The sequence below is a fragment of the Sediminibacillus terrae genome, assembly GCF_009602435.1.
GTDB lineage: Bacteria > Bacillota > Bacilli > Bacillales > Amphibacillaceae > Sediminibacillus > Sediminibacillus terrae.
Map to the genome: position 1 here is coordinate 16,325 of NZ_VZDQ01000026.1, position 20,204 is coordinate 36,528.

18 protein-coding genes are annotated in these 20,204 nt (G+C 44.0%); 3 read left to right on the forward strand and 15 right to left on the reverse strand.

All coding sequences use genetic code 11. From position 1 onward, the window contains the following. The 11 genes from F6X55_RS15350 to gpr all read right to left on the reverse strand — a co-directional run bounded on the left by F6X55_RS15350 (nt 1) and on the right by gpr (nt 12,952). The gene (locus F6X55_RS15350) at nt 1–756 is read right to left on the reverse strand and encodes a 16S rRNA (uracil(1498)-N(3))-methyltransferase (RefSeq protein ID WP_026569900.1); all 756 of its coding nucleotides are present in this window, start codon (nt 754–756) and stop codon (nt 1–3) included. After that, nucleotides 757–1,713: a 50S ribosomal protein L11 methyltransferase gene (gene prmA / locus F6X55_RS15355; RefSeq protein ID WP_026569899.1), complete on the reverse strand. Its 957-nt coding sequence runs from the start codon at nt 1,711–1,713 to the stop codon at nt 757–759. It abuts the gene before it with no gap. 153 nt (nt 1,714–1,866) lie between these two features. Next, nucleotides 1,867–2,994 (reverse strand): molecular chaperone DnaJ, encoded by a 1,128-nt coding sequence (dnaJ, locus tag F6X55_RS15360; RefSeq protein WP_026569898.1) that lies wholly within the window; start codon nt 2,992–2,994, stop codon nt 1,867–1,869. Nucleotides 2,995–3,202: 208 nt separating this feature from the next. Next, on the reverse strand, nt 3,203–5,032 hold the full coding sequence (gene dnaK / locus F6X55_RS15365) for a molecular chaperone DnaK (RefSeq protein ID WP_026569897.1): 1,830 nt from the start codon (nt 5,030–5,032) through the stop codon (nt 3,203–3,205). Between the two features lie 30 nt (nt 5,033–5,062). Next, a complete protein-coding gene (gene grpE, locus F6X55_RS15370) occupies nt 5,063–5,626 on the reverse strand; it encodes a nucleotide exchange factor GrpE (RefSeq protein ID WP_026771150.1) in 564 nt (187 codons plus the stop codon). Between the two features lie 169 nt (nt 5,627–5,795). Next, the gene (gene hrcA, locus F6X55_RS15375; protein WP_153464615.1) at nt 5,796–6,827 is read right to left on the reverse strand and encodes a heat-inducible transcriptional repressor HrcA; all 1,032 of its coding nucleotides are present in this window, start codon (nt 6,825–6,827) and stop codon (nt 5,796–5,798) included. A gap of 77 nt (nt 6,828–6,904) precedes the next feature. After that, nucleotides 6,905–8,062 (reverse strand): radical SAM family heme chaperone HemW, encoded by a 1,158-nt coding sequence (hemW, locus tag F6X55_RS15380; RefSeq protein ID WP_026771149.1) that lies wholly within the window; start codon nt 8,060–8,062, stop codon nt 6,905–6,907. 164 nt (nt 8,063–8,226) lie between these two features. Further along, a complete protein-coding gene (gene lepA, locus F6X55_RS15385) occupies nt 8,227–10,041 on the reverse strand; it encodes a translation elongation factor 4 (protein ID WP_026569893.1) in 1,815 nt (604 codons plus the stop codon). Between the two features lie 184 nt (nt 10,042–10,225). Next, a complete protein-coding gene (locus tag F6X55_RS15390; RefSeq protein ID WP_026569892.1) occupies nt 10,226–10,546 on the reverse strand; it encodes a DUF3679 domain-containing protein in 321 nt (106 codons plus the stop codon). An 11-nt stretch (nt 10,547–10,557) separates the two neighbouring features. Then, entirely contained in the window at nt 10,558–11,763 is a 1,206-nt protein-coding gene (gene spoIIP / locus F6X55_RS15395; protein WP_153464617.1) for a stage II sporulation protein P, read from the reverse strand. Nucleotides 11,764–11,851: 88 nt separating this feature from the next. Continuing rightward, nucleotides 11,852–12,952 (reverse strand): GPR endopeptidase, encoded by a 1,101-nt coding sequence (gpr, locus tag F6X55_RS15400; protein ID WP_026569891.1) that lies wholly within the window; start codon nt 12,950–12,952, stop codon nt 11,852–11,854. A gap of 166 nt (nt 12,953–13,118) precedes the next feature. On the opposite strand from gpr, the gene rpsT reads away from it, so the two are divergent. Next, the gene (gene rpsT / locus F6X55_RS15405) at nt 13,119–13,385 is read left to right on the forward strand and encodes a 30S ribosomal protein S20 (protein ID WP_026569890.1); all 267 of its coding nucleotides are present in this window, start codon (nt 13,119–13,121) and stop codon (nt 13,383–13,385) included. A 176-nt stretch (nt 13,386–13,561) separates the two neighbouring features. Here the strand turns inward: rpsT and holA are convergent, their stop codons facing one another. After that, complete coding sequence (gene holA / locus F6X55_RS15410) at nt 13,562–14,614, reverse strand: DNA polymerase III subunit delta (RefSeq protein ID WP_026771145.1); 1,053 nt, start codon at nt 14,612–14,614, stop codon at nt 13,562–13,564. A gap of 322 nt (nt 14,615–14,936) precedes the next feature. On the opposite strand from holA, the gene F6X55_RS15415 reads away from it, so the two are divergent. After that, on the forward strand, nt 14,937–15,071 hold the full coding sequence (locus F6X55_RS15415; RefSeq protein WP_026569888.1) for a YqzM family protein: 135 nt from the start codon (nt 14,937–14,939) through the stop codon (nt 15,069–15,071). 113 nt (nt 15,072–15,184) lie between these two features. Here the strand turns inward: F6X55_RS15415 and F6X55_RS15420 are convergent, their stop codons facing one another. From F6X55_RS15420 to F6X55_RS15430, 3 genes are all read right to left on the reverse strand, one after another. Then, nucleotides 15,185–17,473 carry a DNA internalization-related competence protein ComEC/Rec2 gene (locus tag F6X55_RS15420; protein ID WP_153464619.1) on the reverse strand — a complete coding sequence of 763 codons (2,289 nt, stop codon included), beginning with the start codon at nt 17,471–17,473 and terminating at the stop codon, nt 15,185–15,187. Nucleotides 17,474–17,503: 30 nt separating this feature from the next. Continuing rightward, nucleotides 17,504–18,067, reverse strand: a complete 564-nt coding sequence (locus F6X55_RS15425; RefSeq protein ID WP_026569886.1) for a ComE operon protein 2 — start codon at nt 18,065–18,067, stop codon at nt 17,504–17,506. A gap of 64 nt (nt 18,068–18,131) precedes the next feature. Beyond that, nucleotides 18,132–18,746: a helix-hairpin-helix domain-containing protein gene (locus F6X55_RS15430; RefSeq protein WP_153464621.1), complete on the reverse strand. Its 615-nt coding sequence runs from the start codon at nt 18,744–18,746 to the stop codon at nt 18,132–18,134. 87 nt (nt 18,747–18,833) lie between these two features. Between F6X55_RS15430 and comER the strand changes: the two genes are divergently transcribed. Next, nucleotides 18,834–19,658, forward strand: a complete 825-nt coding sequence (comER, locus tag F6X55_RS15435; RefSeq protein WP_026569885.1) for a late competence protein ComER — start codon at nt 18,834–18,836, stop codon at nt 19,656–19,658. Nucleotides 19,659–20,204: the final 546 nt, after the last annotated feature.

The following is a 20,204-nucleotide window of genomic DNA, read 5'->3' on the forward strand; positions in this document are numbered from 1 at the left end:
TCAACACCCCAATTCTTCAAAATGATACGAAATACTCGACAACAAATACAATGGTGCAGTCTCTGTTCTAAGTATGCGCGGGCCGAGACGGACCGGTTCAAAACCATGGGCTTTGAAGGCTTCGGCTTCTTCTATTGTATAGCCGCCCTCCGGTCCGATACAAGCAATGATTTTCTGGCCTGGTTCCACGTTAGACAGTATAACACTCAAACCTTGATAATCATTGGTTTTTGCCTCATCTTCATAGGCAAATATTTTTACCGGATATTCTTCACTCTTTTCCAAAAGGGCTTGAAAATCTAGAAAAGCTTCCACTTCCGGAACTACGTTACGATGTGATTGCTCACTAGCCTCTTTGACTATTTTCCGATAGCGGGACAGTTTTTTTTCTGCCTTTTTCTGATCCCACTTCACAATCGAACGTCCTGCCTGGAAAGGAATGAATCTGGATGCTCCGAGCTCTGTTCCTTTTTGCAATACAAGTTCCAGCTTATCCCCTTTAGGAAGTCCATGGGCGATTGTCACATCTATCGGAAGCTCTTTGGATTCTTCCAGCCATTCGACGATGTCGGCGGAGATATACTGATCGGTGACCTCGGTGATCGTACAGACCGCCGCTGTGCCTGCCGGTGCATTGCAGATAATCGAATCACCAGACTGCATACGCATCACCCTATCGATGTGATGCCTGTCATCTCCGGTGATTCGGATCGAATTTTCCTTCCATCCCTCTTCAGGTACGAAATATCGCTGCAATTAAAACACCTGCTCTGCTTCTGGTTTTTTTGCTATAAAGGAGATCCAGTCCTCCATCTGATTTACCTCCAGTATTTCGAATCCGTTCTTTTCCAATTCCTGTCGCACCATTTGTTTCTTTGCTTGAATGATACCAGAAGTAATAAAAGTTCCACCCGGTTTCAAGCAGTCATAGGCTTCTTCGACGAAACGGACAATAATCTCAGCCAGAATATTGGATACAATTACATCCGCTTCTTCTTTCACGTTGTCAAGCAAGTTATTCTGTCTTGATTCAATCTTACTCTCTACATGATTCAATTTCGCATTGATGACAGTGCTTTTTACAGCGATGTCATCCAAATCGAACGCTTTTACACGCTCCGCTCCCAACAGCACGGAAGCAATGCTCAACACACCTGACCCAGAACCGACATCTAAAATGTGATCCCCTTCCGATACAAACCTTTCCAATGCCTGGATGCTCAAAACTGTCGTAGGGTGCGTCCCCGTCCCAAAAGCCATTCCAGGATCCAGTTCAATGATGATTTCGTCGCTCGAGACAGGCGTGTACTCCTCCCAAGTCGGTATAATCGTCACTCTTTCTGATATTTTCACAGGTTTGTAATACTTCTTCCAGGCAGTTGCCCACTCTTCTTCATGCACTTCGCTAAGCGTTATCTTGTTCATGCCCAGGTCAATATTGTAAAGAAGCAGGTTATTGACTGCCTGCTTGATCTCTTCTACTGTTTCTCCGAGAAAACTGTTGACAGGCAAGTAAGCTTTCACATAGACGCCTTCTTCTGGATAGTCTTCTGGGTTCAGCTCGTATATTTCACCGTAAAAAGTGTCTCTTTCTTTTATCAAATCCCTAGGGTCTTCGATGACAACTCCACTGGCACCTGCTTCGTGAAGTATATTGGAAATCGGTTCTATCGCCTCATTTGTCGTGTGGATTGTGATTTCTGACCATTTCACTGGAATCACCCGCTTTTCCGCAAAAAAGTCTGATGACCAGGCTTTTTTGCGATTATTGATAAATAGATTATCTAAGTCGTGATGGAAGCTATTTAAAAAACGGGCAGGAAGTTACATTATTTGTATCCTCCCGCCGTTTTTTCCCACTTATGGTCATTCCCCTTTGAATGCGCGTTTTACCCGCTGAAAGAATGTTCCGTGCTGCTCTTCCGTCGGCTGATTACCGCTGATATCGTTGAATTCGCGCAAGATTTCCTGTTGCCGTTCTGTAAGATTTGTAGGAGTCACCACGCGGATGTTGACATGTTGATCTCCATGTCCATAACCACGTACATTCGGAGCTCCTTTTCCTTTCAAGCGGAACGTCTTGCCTGTCTGTGTTCCAGCTGGAACTTTAAGCTTTACTTTACCATGGACTGTGGGCACTTCAATTTCATCTCCCAGGGCCGCCTGGGCAAAAGTTATCGGCATTTCACAGAAAATATGGTCGCCTTCGCGCTGGTAAAATTCGTGAGGTTTGATTTGGACCACGACATATAAGTCTCCTGGAGGTCCCCCGTTGGCACCGGCTTCGCCTTGTCCGGAAACTCGGATTTGCTGTCCTTCGTCAATTCCTGCCGGGATGTTGATATGAATTTTTTTGCGTTTTTTCACTTTTCCTGTTCCACCGCAAGTATTGCACTTGTCAGGTATGATTTTGCCTGTGCCTTGGCAATAATGGCAGACACGCTTGTTTACAACACGGCCGAATGGTGTGTTTTGCTCCATATTCAACTGACCTGACCCATTACAATGTGAACAGGTTTTTGGTTCTGTTCCAGGCTTGGCGCCAGATCCATTACAAGTGTCACAGGTTTCTTCCCGCGGAATTTGAATGTCAGTTTCCTTACCGAAAATAGCTTCCTCGAAATCCAGCGTCATGGTGTATTGTAAGTCAGCCCCCTGCCGTGGTGCATTAGGGTCCCGCCTTCTTCCACCGCCGCCAAAGAACATGTCGAAAATATCGCCGAAACCACCAAAGTCCTCGGCCCCGCCAAAACCGCCGCCAAATCCCTGACTCTGCGGTCCTGCATGACCGAACTGGTCATACTGTGTTCTTTTTTGTTCATCGCCCAATACTTCATAAGCTTCCTTCGCTTCTTTAAACTTGTCGGCAGCATCTGCTTCTTTATTAACATCCGGATGATATTTGCGGGCCAATTTCCGGTATGCTTTTTTAATTTCATCCTTGGAAGCGTCTTTGGAGACACCAAGGATTTCATAATAGTCTCTTTTACTCACTTGAAGATCACTCTCCCGAATCTCTATAGCATAAAGTTTATCATAACATTACTTCCCGTAACTGAGCAAATACCTTTTCGTGTAGATGAGTTGGGGCAAATAAAAAATAGAAGCTTCATCAATTGGTGTTATAAGATGAATGACGTGTAAAAAGCCAAAGCCAAGGAAATCCTGACTTTGACTTTTTGACACGGACTTATTTTAACGCTTATTTTTTCTCTTCATCATCGTCTACTTCTTCATAATCGGCGTCCACTACGTCTTCGCCTTCCTGGCCGCCTTCACTTTGTTGGGCCTGGGCATCTGCCTGCGCTTGTTCATATAGTTTGACCGATAAAGCTTGAACTTGCTCCTGCAGTGCATCTTTTTTCGTTCTGATTTGCTCCAGGTCGCCTTCTTCCAGCGCTTTTTGCAATTCTTCTTTGGCAGACTCAGCTTTTTGTTTTTCATCTTCAGATACCTTGTCGCCTAGGTCTTTGATGGTTTTATCTGTTGTGAAAACCAATTGATCTGCTTCGTTGCGAAGTTCTACTTCTTCACGGCGTTTCTTATCTTCTTCTGCGTTTGCTTCCGCATCTTTCACCATTTGTTCCACTTCTTCGTCAGATAGGCCGGAAGATGATTTGATGGTGATCGATTGTTCTTTGTTCGTGCCAAGGTCTTTTGCCCGGACATTTACGATACCATTTGCATCGATATCGAAAGATACTTCGATTTGCGGTACACCGCGTGGTGCTGGCGGGATATCGGTCAACTGGAAACGGCCCATTGTTTTGTTGTCGGCAGCCATTTCTCGTTCACCTTGCAGCACATGGATATCAACCGCTGTTTGATTATCTGCGGCTGTTGAGAATACTTGTGAATGGCTGGTAGGAATAGTCGTATTCCGTTCAATCAACTTCGTCGTTACACCGCCCATTGTTTCGATACCCAATGATAATGGTGTAACATCCAGCAATACTACATCCTTGACGTCGCCTTGCAACACACCGCCTTGGATAGCAGCACCAAGTGCAACAACTTCATCAGGGTTTACTCCTTTGGACGGATCGTTGCCGATTTCCTTTTTGATTGCCTCCTGGACAGCAGGAATCCTGGTTGAACCACCCACAAGAAGCACTTTATCGATTTCACCCGCACTCATACTTGCGTCTTTCAACGCCTGGCGAGTTGGTCCCATTGTACGCTCTACAAGATCTGAAGACAGCTCATCGAATTTCGCACGGGTCAAGTTCATTTCCAAATGAAGCGGGCCGGCATCCCCAGCAGTGATAAATGGAAGGGAAATTTGAGTTTGTGCAACACCGGAAAGGTCTTTTTTCGCTTTTTCGGCAGCATCTTTCAGACGTTGCAATGCCATGTTGTCTTGCGACAGATCGATTCCATTTTCTTTTTTGAACTCTGCAACCATATGATCAATAATCACTTGGTCAAAGTCATCGCCGCCCAAACGGTTGTCCCCCGCAGTGGCCACAACTTCAAAGGTACCTTCGCCGATATCCAGAATCGAAACGTCGAATGTACCGCCGCCCAAGTCATAAACAAGAATTGTTTGATCTTGGCCATCTTGATCAATACCATATGCCAATGCAGCTGCAGTTGGTTCGTTGATGATACGCTCTACTTCAAGACCTGCAATTTTACCTGCGTCTTTTGTTGCTTGGCGCTCGGCGTCATTGAAATAAGCAGGTACGGTAATGACGGCTTTGTCGACAGATTCTCCCAGATAGTCCTCTGCATAAGACTTAATGTACTGCAGAATGATCGCTGAGATTTCCTGTGGAGTATATTCTTTCCCTTCAATTTCCACCTTATAGTCTGTACCCATATGGCGTTTGATTGATTGAATCGTGTTTTTATTGGTGATTGCCTGCCGCTTGGCAACTTCGCCTACTTGTCTTTCTCCGTTCTTGAATGCAACAACAGAAGGAGTTGTACGGTTTCCCTCAGGGTTCGGGATTACCTTTGATTCTCCACCTTCCATCACTGCTACACAAGAGTTTGTTGTTCCTAAGTCAATTCCAATTATTTTACCCATGTCTAACTTCCTCCTTTACAGCATATGTAGTCATTGATTGACCTTCACCATGGCCGGCCTGACGACACGGTCCTTCAGCAAATAGCCTTTTTGCAATTCTTGTACTACTACATTGGATTCATATTGATCATCTTCCACCTGCATAACTGCTTGATGGATCGTAGGATCGAACGGTTCGCCTTCTGTCTTGATTTCTTCGACGCCTTCTTTTTCTAAAGCATCCTTCAATTGGCGATAAACCATTTTGATTCCATCCACAAATCCTGCCGTCGATTCATCATCTGGCGCTGTATCAAGTGCTCTTTCGAAATTATCGACAACAGGAAGCAATTCGGACACAAGCGATTGCGACTTATACTTAAGATCTGCCTCTTTTTCTTTTTGCGTGCGTTTACGGAAATTATCATATTCAGCTTGTAATCTCAACAATCGCTGATATACGTCGTCCTTTTCCTTCTTTAATGCTTCGATTTCCTGTGAAGCCTGCTGATCCGATTCTACATTGCCGGAGTCTTCCGCTGTTTCTTCGACCAGCTCCTGCTCAGGTTCTTCCACTACTTCCTGTTCTTGTTTTTCCTGATCTTTTTCTTCCACGATTGTCACCTCCTAAGCAACCTCTTCCATCATAACCATTGTAGAATATATCATGAAAATGGTGTGGGTTAAATTAATACGTTTGTGACTATTTCAAAAAAATCATTCTGTCTGTACACAAAGAAGGGATGGGAAATAATGCCTCCCATCATACCAGCTATGCCCGCAATTATTCCCTTTCATACAGCGAGCGGAAAGTATTGGTCAACCTTTTCGAAAGCACGTTCAACAGACTGATCACCCTGGAATATTCCATCCGCGTCGGCCCAAGCAAGGCAAGTGTTCCCATTTGCTGGTCACCGATAGAATAAGTCGCGGTGATCAAACTGCAATCCTGCATGGCATCAAGCTTATTCTCCTGTCCAATAGAGACTTTGATCCCGTCTTTTTCTGTTCGGAGAAGGCTCGCCACAAGCTCTTCCTGCTCCATCATGGAATATAGCGACCGTATTTTTTCCACGTCTTTGAACTCTGGCTGCATCAATATATTGGTTTTGCCGCCTACATAGAGCTTGACCGGATGCTCCTCAAACAAAGCCCCGTTAAGGTAATGGTAGGCCGTTTTATAATCGCGTGTATGTTCTCTCAGCAATGCCGCTACTTCTGCTTTCAGCTTTTCCTCCAGCTTGATGATCGGCACACCTGCCAATTTATCATTCAGTATATTGACCAGTATTTCCAGATCGGCCGCATTGATTTCATGCGGTACATTAAAAGACCGATGTTCGACATGGCCGGTGTTGGTAACCAGGATGGCAACAGCTGTGTTTGCCGTAAGGCTGATGATTTGCATCTGCTTCAACTTTGTTTCAAAGACCTCAGGCCCTAGAATGATAGATGTATAGTTCGTCAAGTCGGAAAGAATTCCGGCTGACTTTTGCACAACCCGTTCAAATTCCAGCATTTCCTCTTCAAAAGTATGCGTGATTATCTCCAGCTCGGAGTTGGATAAAGAAAACGGGGACAAAAGATGATCCACATAGAATCTGTATCCTTTTTCCGAAGGCACCCTTCCTGAAGAAGAATGCGTTTTTTCAATAAAGCCCAACTCCTCCAAGTCCGCCATTTCGTTTCGAATGGTCGCAGAACTGAAGGTAACTTCATCCTTTTTGGCAATAGCTCTGGAACCAATTGGTTGTGCAGTAGTGATGAATTCATCAATAATAACTTGTAATACGAGCAGCTGTCTATTTGATAACATCGATGATCACCCCTGTTAGCACTCTTATGCAGCGAGTGCTAAATCTACTATTAAATTATCAAATGGGAAGTTTCTTGTCAATAAGTAAGCTCCAGCGAATCATCATCCAAAAGGAATTCTTGAAAAACTTCATTTCCAAACAAAAGGCCCTCGGATGTAAGCTGTAAAAATCCGGCTTTTTCAGTCAGCCAGCCTTTTTGTTTTAACTGCTTTATTTCATTTCCATAGAGATGTTCAATCTCCCGCCCGTACTTTTGGCGGAATTTTTGCTTCGAAACCCCTTGGCGTTTGCGAAGGCCGAGGAACATTTCTTCCTCCACCCGCTCCTTCAGACCTATCGGTTCTGTATGGAGTACCGGTTTTCCATCCTTCAACGCCTGCTCTACATATGCCGGCAAAGGTCTTAAATTGACAGTTCTTTCGCCAGGCAAGTAACCGTGTGCCCCAGCTCCCATTCCATAGTAATGATCATTGTTCCAATACGTTAGATTATGACGGCTCTCATAACCAGGTTTGGCAAAATTACTGATTTCATATTGCGCGAGCCCGTGCGCCTCCATTTGTTCAGTCAACAGCTGGTACATTTCTGCTTCCACTTCTTCCTTCGGTTTATGGAGCTTCCCTTTTTTGTAACGTTGATAGAAAATGGTCTTCGGCTCAATTTGCAGTGAATAGGCTGAATAATGAGGAAGCTGGAAAGACAAAGCTTCATGAAGTGTCCGTTCAAAATGTCCCAACGTCTGATCAGGCAGACTGTATATCAAATCGATGCTGATATTTTGGAAACCGTGTCGAGTTAAGGCATTCACATTCTGATATACATCTTTCACACGATGCACCCTTCCAATGAATTCCAACATCTCATCGTCGAAGACCTGGACCCCCATCGATATCCTTTGTACTCCATAATGCTTCAAAAGCTTGATTTTTTCGTCATCTAAGTCTCCAGGATTCGCTTCAAAGGAATATTCCTCACAGGAGTTCACTTCGAAATATCTGTCGATCATTTGGAGCAGTTTTTCCAATTGACTGCTGTTCAATGCTGTAGGCGTTCCGCCGCCCACAAATATAGTGTTCATGGATTGTTTCGGTTCGTCAATATAAGTGGACATCTCCTTCTCCAAAGCATCGAGATACTCGTCCACAAGTGTTTCGTTATAATAAAATTTAGTAAAATCGCAGTAATGGCAAATTTGCTGGCAAAAAGGTATGTGAATATAAACGGATTTGACCATTTGGTGTCGCCCTTTCTCTGCTAATTGCAGTGTAGCTTGTTGTTATCAGTGAAGGAGCTGTTCCAGAAAGAACAGCTCCTTCACTATTTACTCTTATCTTTGTGTAAACAGAAGCCTGATCAGCCGGTAGGCAGTAAGCCAGAATGATGAAGCAAGATTTTATTTTACTCTTCGTCCATTTTCAGCACTGACATAAAGGCTTCCTGCGGGACTTCCACCGAACCGACCATTTTCATCCGCTTCTTTCCTTCTTTTTGCTTTTCCAACAGCTTCCTTTTTCTGGAAATGTCTCCGCCGTAACATTTTGAAAGCACATTCTTCCGCATCGCTTTGATTGTTGAGCGGGCAACCACTTTGTTGCCGATGGCCGCCTGTACAGGAACTTCGAACTGCTGGCGCGGAATCAAATTTTTCAACTTTTCTACAATCTGTTTCCCTCGTTCATATGCAAAATCCCTATGGACAATAAACGATAATGCATCGATCGTATCCCCGTTTAGCAAGATGTCCATCTTAACAAGGTTGGATTGCTTGTAGCCGATCAATTCATAATCAAAAGACGCATACCCTTTTGTCTGGGATTTCAACTGATCAAAAAAGTCGTAGACAATTTCTGAGAGCGGTATATCATAAACGACATTCACCCGGACTTCATCGAGATACTGCATATCAATGAAGTCGCCACGCTTCTTCTGGCAAAGCTCCATAACCGCACCTACATAATCATTGGGCACCATTACCGTCGCTTTCACGTATGGTTCCCTTACTTCCTGGACGCTTTGCGGATCCGGCATGACAGAAGGATTATCCACTTCTATCTCTTCGCCGTCTGTCAAAGCGACTTGATAGATAACACTTGGAGCTGTCGTAATCAGTTCGATATTGAATTCACGCTCGATCCGTTCCTGGATGATTTCCATGTGGAGCATGCCCAAAAAACCACAACGGAACCCAAAGCCGAGCGCCTGTGAGGTTTCTGCTTCATATTGCAGGGAAGAATCGTTCAACTCCAAGCGTTCAAGCGCTTCGCGTAAATCGTTATAATTATTCGCGTCCACCGGATACATCCCGCAAAACACCATCGGGTTCAAGCGCTTATATCCTGGCAGAGGTTCAGCCGCCGGCCTCCCACTTAGTGTGATAGTGTCACCGACCTGGCTGTCACCCACGTTTTTGATGGAGGCCGTCAAATAACCTACATCTCCTACTGTCAATTCATTTTGTTGGAATGGCTTCGGATTGAATACCCCCAGCTCGTTCACTTCGAACTCTTTTCCATTCGCCATCATTTTAATCTTGTCGCCTACTTTTACTGAGCCTTCTTTCACACATATGTAGGCGACCACGCCGCGGTAAGGGTCGTACAAGGAGTCGAAAATCAACGCCTTCAATGGCGCTTCTGCGTCTCCCTGCGGGGCCGGAATCCTTTCGACGATTTGTTCCAGTATCTCATCTACCCCGAGTCCTGATTTCCCACTAGCGAGAATCGCGTCATCGGCCGGAATTCCGATTACATCTTCAATTTCCTTTTTGACTCGATCCGGATCAGCGCTTGGAAGGTCGACTTTATTAATGACCGGAATGATTTCCAGATCGTTGTCAAGCGCAAGATACACATTCGCCAATGTCTGGGCCTCTATTCCCTGGGCAGCGTCCACCACCAGGATAGCACCTTCGCAAGCTGCCAAACTACGCGACACTTCGTATGTAAAGTCTACATGACCAGGTGTATCGATCAGATGGAATAGATAATCTTCTCCATTGTCGCGTTGATATTTCAGCTGTACAGCATTTAACTTTATCGTGATTCCACGTTCCCGTTCCAAGTCCATGGCGTCGAGGAATTGCTCCTTCATTTCCCGGGAAGTAAGTGCCTTTGTTTTTTCCAAAATTCTGTCGGCAAGTGTTGATTTTCCATGATCGATGTGAGCGATGATGGAAAAATTGCGTACTCTACTTTGATTCCTTGCATTAACCAATGATGATCACTCCTATTTTTCGAGCAACGATAACTAGCATTGATTATAGCAGTAGGCAGCAATACATTCAACGAAAACAGTGGAGTTCCCGCAAATAAATGACAGCAGTATGTTTCCGGCAGTTATTCTTGCCTTCGACATCCTGCTGACACTTCCACTAGACATAATTAATCATCCTTTTTTATCAGAAAAACACTTGTACCAGTTGGTAAATAGCGACAATCAATTGATTGTAGAGCCAGCTCAGAAAACTCCCTAGAGCAGCGGCCAGCTTCTGTGTAAAATGGGTTTCCTCAACTGGTTCATAGTCTCTGTCTGCGGCCAGGACTGACTCCGTTTCCGGCTCTTTGACCGTTATCAAAGGTGCTTTTTCATCTTTTCCTGAAACTAGCTCGACGACAGACGTTGGACGATCCGTCCCTTCTGATACCTGGTTGATCCCTGTAAGTATCCCTCCAAGGAATAGCAGCACCATTATCAATAAACTAAACATCACCTTCGCCATTGGCCGACCTCCTAAGGATTTCCCTGAACCTTCTCTGCATCCCAATAATAGTCACTGAATACTTCTGCCAAAGCCGCGGCCGAACGATACAGTTCATCCATGTTATTGTCGACGCCGCCAAATTCAATAGTCAATGCATTTTCGGAAACATCTTGGTTGTACACACCGTTCCTTCCCGGTCCGCCATACTTCTCGACACCTCGGCTAAGGCCCGGGTACTTTTCTTCCATTAAATGATGTAGTTTGTTGGCGAGTTGTAAATTCTTTTCGAAATGTTTGTTTTCACTGCCTAACACAAACATTATTTTTGCAAAATCTTTCCCGTCGATTTGTTTGGTCGTGACATCTCTTCCCATGGAATCCCGGTGCAGATCGAAGACAAATTGCAGATCTTTATTGCCGGCGAGCGCAGCTTCTACCACCGGCTTTGAGGCCCGATAAGAATCGGCTGTATAATCCCAGCCCTTTTCCTGAAGTTCGCCTGTGTTATCTGTATGATCAACTTGTGTTCCGACCCCGTGCTCTTCTAAGCGTTTTTTCAATTCATCGCTCACTTTGGTGATGTTGACTTCAGCATGAAATGCCTCATCCGGGTTATCTACCCCAGGCAAGTGCGGCAAAAAGGATTCCCGATTGTGGGTGTTATAAATAAACACTACTTTCCTGTCGCCTGTAGTCGGCTGACTGGAAGAATCTTCTTCCTCTTTTTCCCCTTCGTTTTCCTCTGTTTCTTTATCCTGTTCCTCTGGAAGAGAAGCCTCTCTTTCCTTCAAAACCACATCGAGAGGGGCAGAAGATTCAACTGTAAGATTGGTATAGTTTGTCCCTTCACCCGCAACCAATATTTCCCGATCAAACTGCTGGAATCCTGGAAGCTCCTTTCCGAGCAGACTGCGAGGGTCTTCCGGTTTTAAACTCGTGGTCAGCCTGAAAGCCACATCCGATGTATGGAGTGGTTGATAGTCATCCGGATACGCACTCTCGAATGCCCTGTTTTCCATACCTACCAGATAGAGGAACGAAGAACCTTTAATCTGTCTTGTCCATTCATTGATTGTACTGGAGGATAACCGATAGGCAGGTTGAATCGTCGTCAGGACCCCTATAAAAATAAACAATGCCGCTATGCTGAGAATGAGTACACTTCCATTTCTATACCAGGGCTTCGTTTTGTGCACGAATTCGTGAATAGTGGTTTTTTTAGTCTGCTTTTTCATGGTTCCATCCTTCCTGTCTTTTCTATCATCTTTAGTAGAATCTATGAACAGACAAGAAAGAGTAGAACATCGAATTTATGGATTATGATCAGCGGGTATAGGAACCGAAGTTTTCGACATTGATATTTTCATGCAGGGCAGCATTGAGGCCTGACGCAATAATATGGGCCATATCCTCCATATAACCGTCAACCTCTTTTGGAGTCACCATCAGATTATGCCCTAACGGGGTCAAGACTTCTTTGATGAGCGAGCGCTTTTCTTCCTCTGATAAACCACCCACCATGCCTAGTACCGCTTTTCTTTGTTCCTCGCCCGGCAAGTCTTCTTCTGTAAGCTGCCGTTCACCGAAAGACATCCCGGCAGGTGTCAAAGCCTTTGAAGGCTTATCCTTTTCCTTGAACTCTCTCCCAAAATGCTTCAGAAGGAAATCGATTGTGTCGCTGGTTATTGTCACAGCATCGACGACAGTCGGCACCCCTATAGCAATTACAGGAATTCCAAGGGAATCCTCACTAATTTCTTTTCGTTTATTCCCGACTCCCGATCCTGGATGAATACCCGAATCAGAAATTTGTATGGTGGCATTCACCCTCTCCACAGATCTGGAAGCAAGAGCATCAACTGCTATCACGAAGTCGGGTTCCACCTGCTTGATCAATCCAAAAATAATATCACTCGTTTCAATCCCCGTCACGCCCATCACCCCAGGGGTCATCGCGGATACCGGCCGATAGCCGTCTTCTACATATTCTGGATGCAGGTTAAACAAATGGCTGGTAACCATGACTTTTTCAACGGTCATCGGTCCGAGTGCGTCCGGGGTAATATTCCAATTGCCAAGTCCCACTACAAGGCAAGTGGCTTCCTTAGGAAGCTTACTCTGCTTGATCAGCTCTCCCATTTCTTTGGCTAATACTTTCGCGGTCTGCTCCTGGCTCTTGGTATCCTGTTTTTTTACAGCCTCCGAATGAATCGTCACATAGCTTCCCGCTTTTTTGTCGAGCGCTTTTGCCCCCGTTTCATCTATCTGCACATAGGTTACTGTGATGTCACCTTCCTGTCTTTCCTTTGTGGTAACACCTTTTATGCTGCTGTCATCCGTTTTTTCTTTTTCTACATACATGTCTTTTGCTTCAACTGCTAAATCGGTTCTTACTTGGTATTTCTTTTGTTCTTCCTTATTCATGATGGGGCCTCCCTTTTTAATGTTTAGGGTTGCCGATTTTGCTGTTAATCATACGGAATATCGTTTATACTGGAAGATAGCTATTGAAAAGCGGCATGCGCTTTGGTAAAATGGCTTTTGTTCCAAATTAACATTTCAGTGATGTTTTCTATGGAGGTGAAACTAAATGGCTAATATTAAATCTGCAATCAAACGTGTCCGCACCAATAACGATCACCACTTGCGCAATCAATCTTTCAAGACGGATATGCGTACACAGATTAAGCGTGTAGAAAACTTTGTTAATAGCAATGATGTCGAAAATGCGCAAACAGCGCTTCGAAAAGCAACTCATAAAATTGACAAAGCTGTTCAAAAAGGTATCGTACACAAAAACAAAGGCAACCGCCAAAAAGCCCGTCTTGCAAAAATAGTCAATGAACTTAGTGCTTAATGGGCTGCTGATTTTATGACCAACACGAACGATCCTGACGCAGGATCGTTTTTTATTTTCTTAAACCAGAGTTGATCGGCATCGAAGAACTTATATGCCAACTGGGTTTTGATCAATTCAATAGCTGGAAAGAGGGACTGGCGGAAGTTGGATTGCTTCCTTCAGTCCCTCTTTTGCTATCTATTGGTATTGGCCATTCTGGTTTGCCGATGATGGATCAATTGATAAAGAAGCAGTTCAAAAGAAAGGGCTTTATCCATTTTGCCCTGCTTGATTTTTGCATCCGTTTCCGTAAATAGATTAATGATTTGCTGCAACTCATCAAGGGTGAAGCTTTTCTCACGTTTTTGTGACATCTTCACCACATATGGATGTACCTTCAGCTGCTGGGCCATTTGCTTTTGTGAATATCCTTTTTTCTGCAGCACCTTTACATGCATGACCGTTCTGAATTGGGAAGCCAGTAATGCCAGCAAAGCGATTGCATCTTCGTTCGCTTTTTCCAAATCCTTATAAATATGAACAGCTTTACTTAAATCCTTTTCAATGACTGCATCTACCAGCTTTAATCCAGAGGTCGTGGCATTGTGGGCAATGAGCTGCTCGGTGATTTCCTTCGTTATCCTTCCTTCTCCCCCTGCATAAAGTGCAAGTTTATCGATTTCCTGCTTCAGCATGAGCAAATTGGTTCCCACTTCCTGCCCGATAATATCAAAAGCTTCTTCATCGATTCCCACTCCCGCACTCTTCGCCAAACTCTCAATCCATTTCGGGAGCTCCCATTCCTTCACCGGCTGACATTCAATGAAGGCGCTTTGTTGCTTTAACGATTTCGTCACTTTCTTCCGTTCATCGAGCTTTTCATATGGTGCTGTAATCACAAGCACAGTATATTCCGCTGGTGCAGCCAGATATGCTTGAAGTGCATCAAGACTATGCTCGACAGCCACCTTGTCAGGTTTTGCTTTTAAAAAAACCGCATTATTTGCAATGATCACTTTCCGTTCACTTAAAAACGGGTAAGTCTCCGCATCCTCGATCACTTCCTGGATGGATGTTTCCGTTAAATCATATGTAGTGATACCCGTTTCCCTTTCTTCCTCCGACAGTGCATGCAACAGCAGCTGCTGACGGATATCCTGCATTAAATAAGATTCAGTACCATATAATAAATATATTGGAGAAAAATGCTTACTCTTAATTTCCTTTAAAACCTCAAAATAATTCATTCTGTTCACTCCATCCTTGTAAGACAATCGTAAAACGAAAACGTCTTCCTTGCAAGCCGGTTCATGACAGAAAGGAGGAAACAGAGCGAACTGTCTCCTCCTCAAGAAAAAGCAATCTATATCAACGCAGGCATAACAACCCCGGGAAAATGCTATGCCTGCGACATTTTGCTCTTGGGTATAGATTGACCAGTTTATCTTTATATATGGGTGTTAAGTCTTGCTAACAAAGGTAAGTACATATAAACAAGTTAAATTACAATCAAATGTGGATTTTTTGACGGGAATGTCTTATACTAAAATTGTTATAGGAGGGGTTAATGTGAACGAATTTGAAAGAGATGTCCAATCCAAAAATAATGATGTGATTGATTCTGGTAAAGGATTTATTTTCTCATTCCTTTTCTTTTTCATCATTTTCTTCATTGGTGTCTTCGCAAAAGTGATCGGATCCTGAATAAGTATGGTACGCAAGGAAAGAGACTGTATGACGCAGTCTCTTTTTTTAATTGTTAATGTCCATGTTCTGATTCTTTTTGGTAATGGATTGCTTCCGACTACATGATCATTCTATGGAAGAAAAGAATAAAATGTTCCATCTTGGCCGAAAAAAGAGTACCACACTGCACCCTGCCGATCTGTCCGCATGGCGGAAGTATCAAAATGCCTCAACTTTTCAAGCACTTCCTGGTGAGGGTGGCCGTAACGATTTGATTTACCCACAGATATCAAGGCGGCTTTGGGTGTTGTCTGTTGGAGAATTTCTTTCGAAGTGGAGGTTTTACTTCCGTGATGAGCTACTTTCAATACATCGATACGCAAGTACGGATAAGCATCGGTTACAGCCTTTTCCGCTTCTTTTCCAACGTCTCCTGTAAATAACCAGCGTTTCCCTCCAATTTTTGAAAACAATACCAATGAATTGTCATTAGGATTCCCGCTATCACGCGTCGGGGACAGAATAAATAACGTTTGTCCGCCGACCGTAATGGACTGGCCGGCATTTAATTGAACGACACGCGTCCCCCTTTTTTCCAATTCGTCTGTCAGTTGATGATCAAATTGATAATAAGGACTCGTAATCAATTTTTTCACTTCCATATCATGGAGCAAATAAGGAGCACTTCCGTCATGATCCATGTCACCGTGAGACAAAAATAGTCCATCGATGGTTGTAATACCCCTGTAGTACAGATATGGCTTGATTATTTGTTTATAAACTTTGTCTGTCGATGAATGAAAATCGGCCGAGGTTGCGCCGGCAGCATCGATCAGTATCACTCCTTTACGATGAGGAAGCTCTATGACAAAACAATCTCCTTGCCCGACGTCCAGCATGGTCACTTTTCCATTAGGATTAAAAAATGGGGCGAGCGATATCGTTACTAGCAAAGCTACCAATGACGAACCGTATAGCAATGCCTGAAACCGCCTTTCAGCAGTCACTTTTGCCATAAACATAATCAGAAATATAAAGTATGGAAAATACATGACGACAGGAAAATCACCAATAACCCATGAAAAATCAATAAGTCGGTCAAGTTTTCCTAACAACAATAACATCGAGCGATGAATGCTGAAAAACACACTATCGAGGTAAGCGGAAAGAGGGGCTATCACTAGAACAGAAAATTGAAGAGTCAGTAGACAGGGCATGACAAATAGAGTGAAGTAAGGTACGACAAACAGATTTAATATGATGGATAGCGGCTGAAAAAAATAAAAGGTGTCCAGTTGGATGGGCAGGATTGTAAGCTGGGCTATGAGGCTTACTGACAAGCTGATGTAAAGGAAGGAAAACGATTTGGAAAAAAACTTTTTGGAGAGGAGTAAGCCAAAGGTAATGAGATAGGAGAATTGAAACCCTGTTTGCATGATGAGTCGAGGATTCCCTGCCATTAACCCGATAAAAATAAGACTGAGACAATCCGTGAGGGAGAGGCTGCATTTTAACTTTTTACAGACAATCAACAGGACGGCCAATAAACATGCACGCCAAACGGAGGGGGATTCACCGGCCAAAATAGCATAAATAGGCAGAATAGCGATCAAGCCAGATTGAATTTTTTCTATCGTCCACCATCCGGTTTTTACAGCAAGATGATAAAAAATAGCCATCAGCAAACCAACATGCAATCCCGAAATCGCAAGCAGATGACTGATCCCCCACCTTTGAAACCTGTCTGATTGCTCTTCCGGAAGCTGCGTATCATCTCCGATTAAAAGCGCATTGAGCCAAGATGCGGAAAAGGAACTTAAATGGGAATTATTATAACGAAGAACCGAGGATCGAATTTGATCGACGTAATGCAGATAAGAGGAGCCTTTACAATCGATGTTGTCTGTAGAAGAGAGAATCAATTGATAGGAAATGTCCTTCGATTTCAAATATTCCCGATAATCAAACTCACCTGGATTGGTAGCCTGCGGGGGAAGTTCGAATCGACCTTTTATACGACAGTCCGCACCCCTTCGCAGCTGTTCGAAAGGCGGCCCGCTATTTCCGTTTTTGTCCTGGTTGTTAAAGTAAGTGACCAAGGTCTTGAGCCCGCTTGATGTATCTTTGACAGTGAACACCGTTTTTTCAGGACTTTTTTGAATAGAACCGATGATTTTGCCTTGAATGATGTCGGGATCAGAATCAGGAGAAGGAGAAAGTTCATGAGTGAAAACTATCCATCCACTAAACAGGACGAGTGAGGAGATAACCAGCAACAGTTGCCTGCCGGTCAATCGATTGAGTAGATAGAGCATGGTGATCCAGAGGAGGAAAAAGAATACAACGATGGATTTATGAAGGAAAACGGGAAAGGAACTCGCCAGCATTGCCAAAGCTATTAGATGCCAGTTCCCCTTCACCGCTCTCTCTTCCAAACTTCGTTAATAAGATTATACACGGAATAACTGCTCTGCTTCCTGCTTAATGGCAGTGAGTTCGCGTTCGTCTTTTCCCGCTTCTTCCAGCTTGTCCAACAATTGATTCACGTATTGCTTTTTCTCCTGTACGTGGATATCTACTGCAACCTCTTCCAGCTTCACTTTTTCCGTTTGTACTCCCGCGTCATGGAAAAGTTCTATAGCATAAGGATGATTCTTATAATCCTCAGCATAATAGACCTTGCAGATTCCGCTCTGGATAATCGATTTGCAGCATTGGAGACAAGGAAAATGGGTGACATAGAGCTCTGCTCCCTCTGTAGCGACTCCAAACTTCGCACATTGCAAGAGCGCATTTATTTCCGCATGGACGGTCCGTACACAGTGGCCGTCAATCACATAACAGCCTTCATCAATGCAATGAACACTGCCAGACACACTTCCATTGTAGCCCCCCGCAATGATGCGTTTATCTCGGACAATGGTGGCCCCCACCATTAGACGCTGGCAAGTACTGCGCAATGCAAGCAGATGGCTTTGTGCCATAAAATATTGATTCCATGATATTCTTTCCAAATTGATTACCACCTTAACCACAGTTTCATTTAGTTTAACCCCAGCATTATTTCTCGTCAATACTCTATGGGACTTGGATAGAGGGAGCGATTTTTTCCAGAGTCTTCTCTCCTATTCCCCCTACATCAAGCAGATCCTCTTTTTGCTGATAACCGCCATTTTCTTCCCGGTACTGAATAATCGCGTCTGCCTTGGATGGGCCGATTCCCGGCAGTTTTGTCAATTCTTCTGCGTCCGCAGTGTTCACTGGAATCTTGCTGTTCCCCTGTTCCGTTTCATCAGCGGATTTTTCATTTTGGTCGCCTTGGGCAGGAACCATGATCACTTGTTCGTCCTGCACTTTCTGCGCTAAATTTACCGAATCCGTATCTGCTTTTTCAAGAAACCCTCCTGCCAATTCAATGGCATCTTTTACCCTTTTGTCAGCAGATAAAGGATAAACACCCGGATGTTTCACTTCTCCTTTAATATCTACATATACTTCCTCTTTCTTGTTCTGATTTGATTGGTCTTCATTTTTTTCTGTTTGCGTTCCGGAAGCGTCCTTCACTTCCTCTGGTAAGGATAGAGCGTTTCCTTCTTCGGCTGTCAATGGTACACCAAGAAAGTAAATAGCAGTCAGAATGCCTATACCGACAAGTATTAAAATGATCCGGATATGTTTTGTCACTATTTTCATCTTTTTTCCTCCTTGTTAACAAGGTTTTCATAGGACAGGTTATTCGCTCATACAATAGATTGGTAAAACACGCAGGGAGTTGATGAAATGAAATGGGGAGTTATTGGGACGGGAAATATGGGGCAAATCCTTATCGAAGCATGGATGTCATCCCGTGTTATCGATCCGGATCAGCTTTTTATAACCAACCGAACCATCAGCAAAGCCCATGCTATACAAGCGGTTTATCCTGATATTCATGTCTTGGAGGACAAAAATGAACTTACAACCGCTGTCGATATCCTTTTCATTTGTGCAAGACCGACGGAAATTTATTCGCTTATTACCGAAATTCACGGCGGACTTGCCAGTGAACAATGCCTTATATCAATTACAAGTCCATATTCCGTCCAGCGATTGGAACAACTAGTACCCTGTCAGGTCGCCCGGATGATTCCAAGTATCACGAATCGCACTCTTTGCGGGACAACGTTGTTCAGCTTTGGCGAAACGGTGACAAAAGAAATGAAGGGATACCTACTCCAAAGCAGCAAGCTATTTTCCAATCCGCAGGTCATTGAAGAAAAAGTGACTCGCATAGCATCCGACATCGTTTCTTGCGGTCCTGCCTTCTTCAGTTACTTGGCACAGGAATTCATCGAAGCTGCCTGCCGTGATACCAACATCACCAAGCAGGAAGCGACAAGTTTAATGGAAAATATGCTGATCGGTTATGGAAAATTGTTGGAGCAAGGGCATTACAGCCTACCTGGGCTCATTGAAAAGGTATGCGTCAAAGGAGGCGTTACAGGAGAAGGAATCAAGGCACTCGAAGGAGAAGCCGGCCGTTTATTTAGCAGTTTAATCAGCAGGACACATGCAAAGTATTACGAGGACATTGAAAAAATTAGTTATCAGATGCTAGAGGGTTAATAATAGATTCAACAAATTTTGCAAAAATCCTTTTATTAAATAAAAAAAATCCTTGAGCTGAGCATCTCAATAAACTACGACATAGTTTGAATGCGTCTTCCTGACTTCTTACTTTTGTTGAGTTGGAGTTCGACGCTGCGGAAATACCCTGCGCTTTCCGCGGGCGGCTGGGAAAACAAGCAGAAAGTCCAAGAACAGGAGAAACGGCGGAACTCCAGCTGTTTTTCATGAAAAGAAATACCTACTTCCAGACAAACGTTTTTAAGATGGCTTGTTGGTTCTCAAGGAAAAAGTCTACGCTTTCTTTAATCAGCCTGCTCCTTAGCGCAGGGAGCATACGCAGACTCCTGCGGGAACAGCACGAGCTGAAGATCCACTTGATTAAGCGGCTTTCTTTGCCAAGTTAGCTGAAGCCGTGCCCGTGGAAAGCGAAGTATGCTGTCGAAGCGGTGGGTAACACGTTTTTTGAATAGGCAATGGAACTTCCCATTACAGTTATTGTGCTATTTCTATTTATCGCGCATAAAGACTCCTCAGAAAAACATC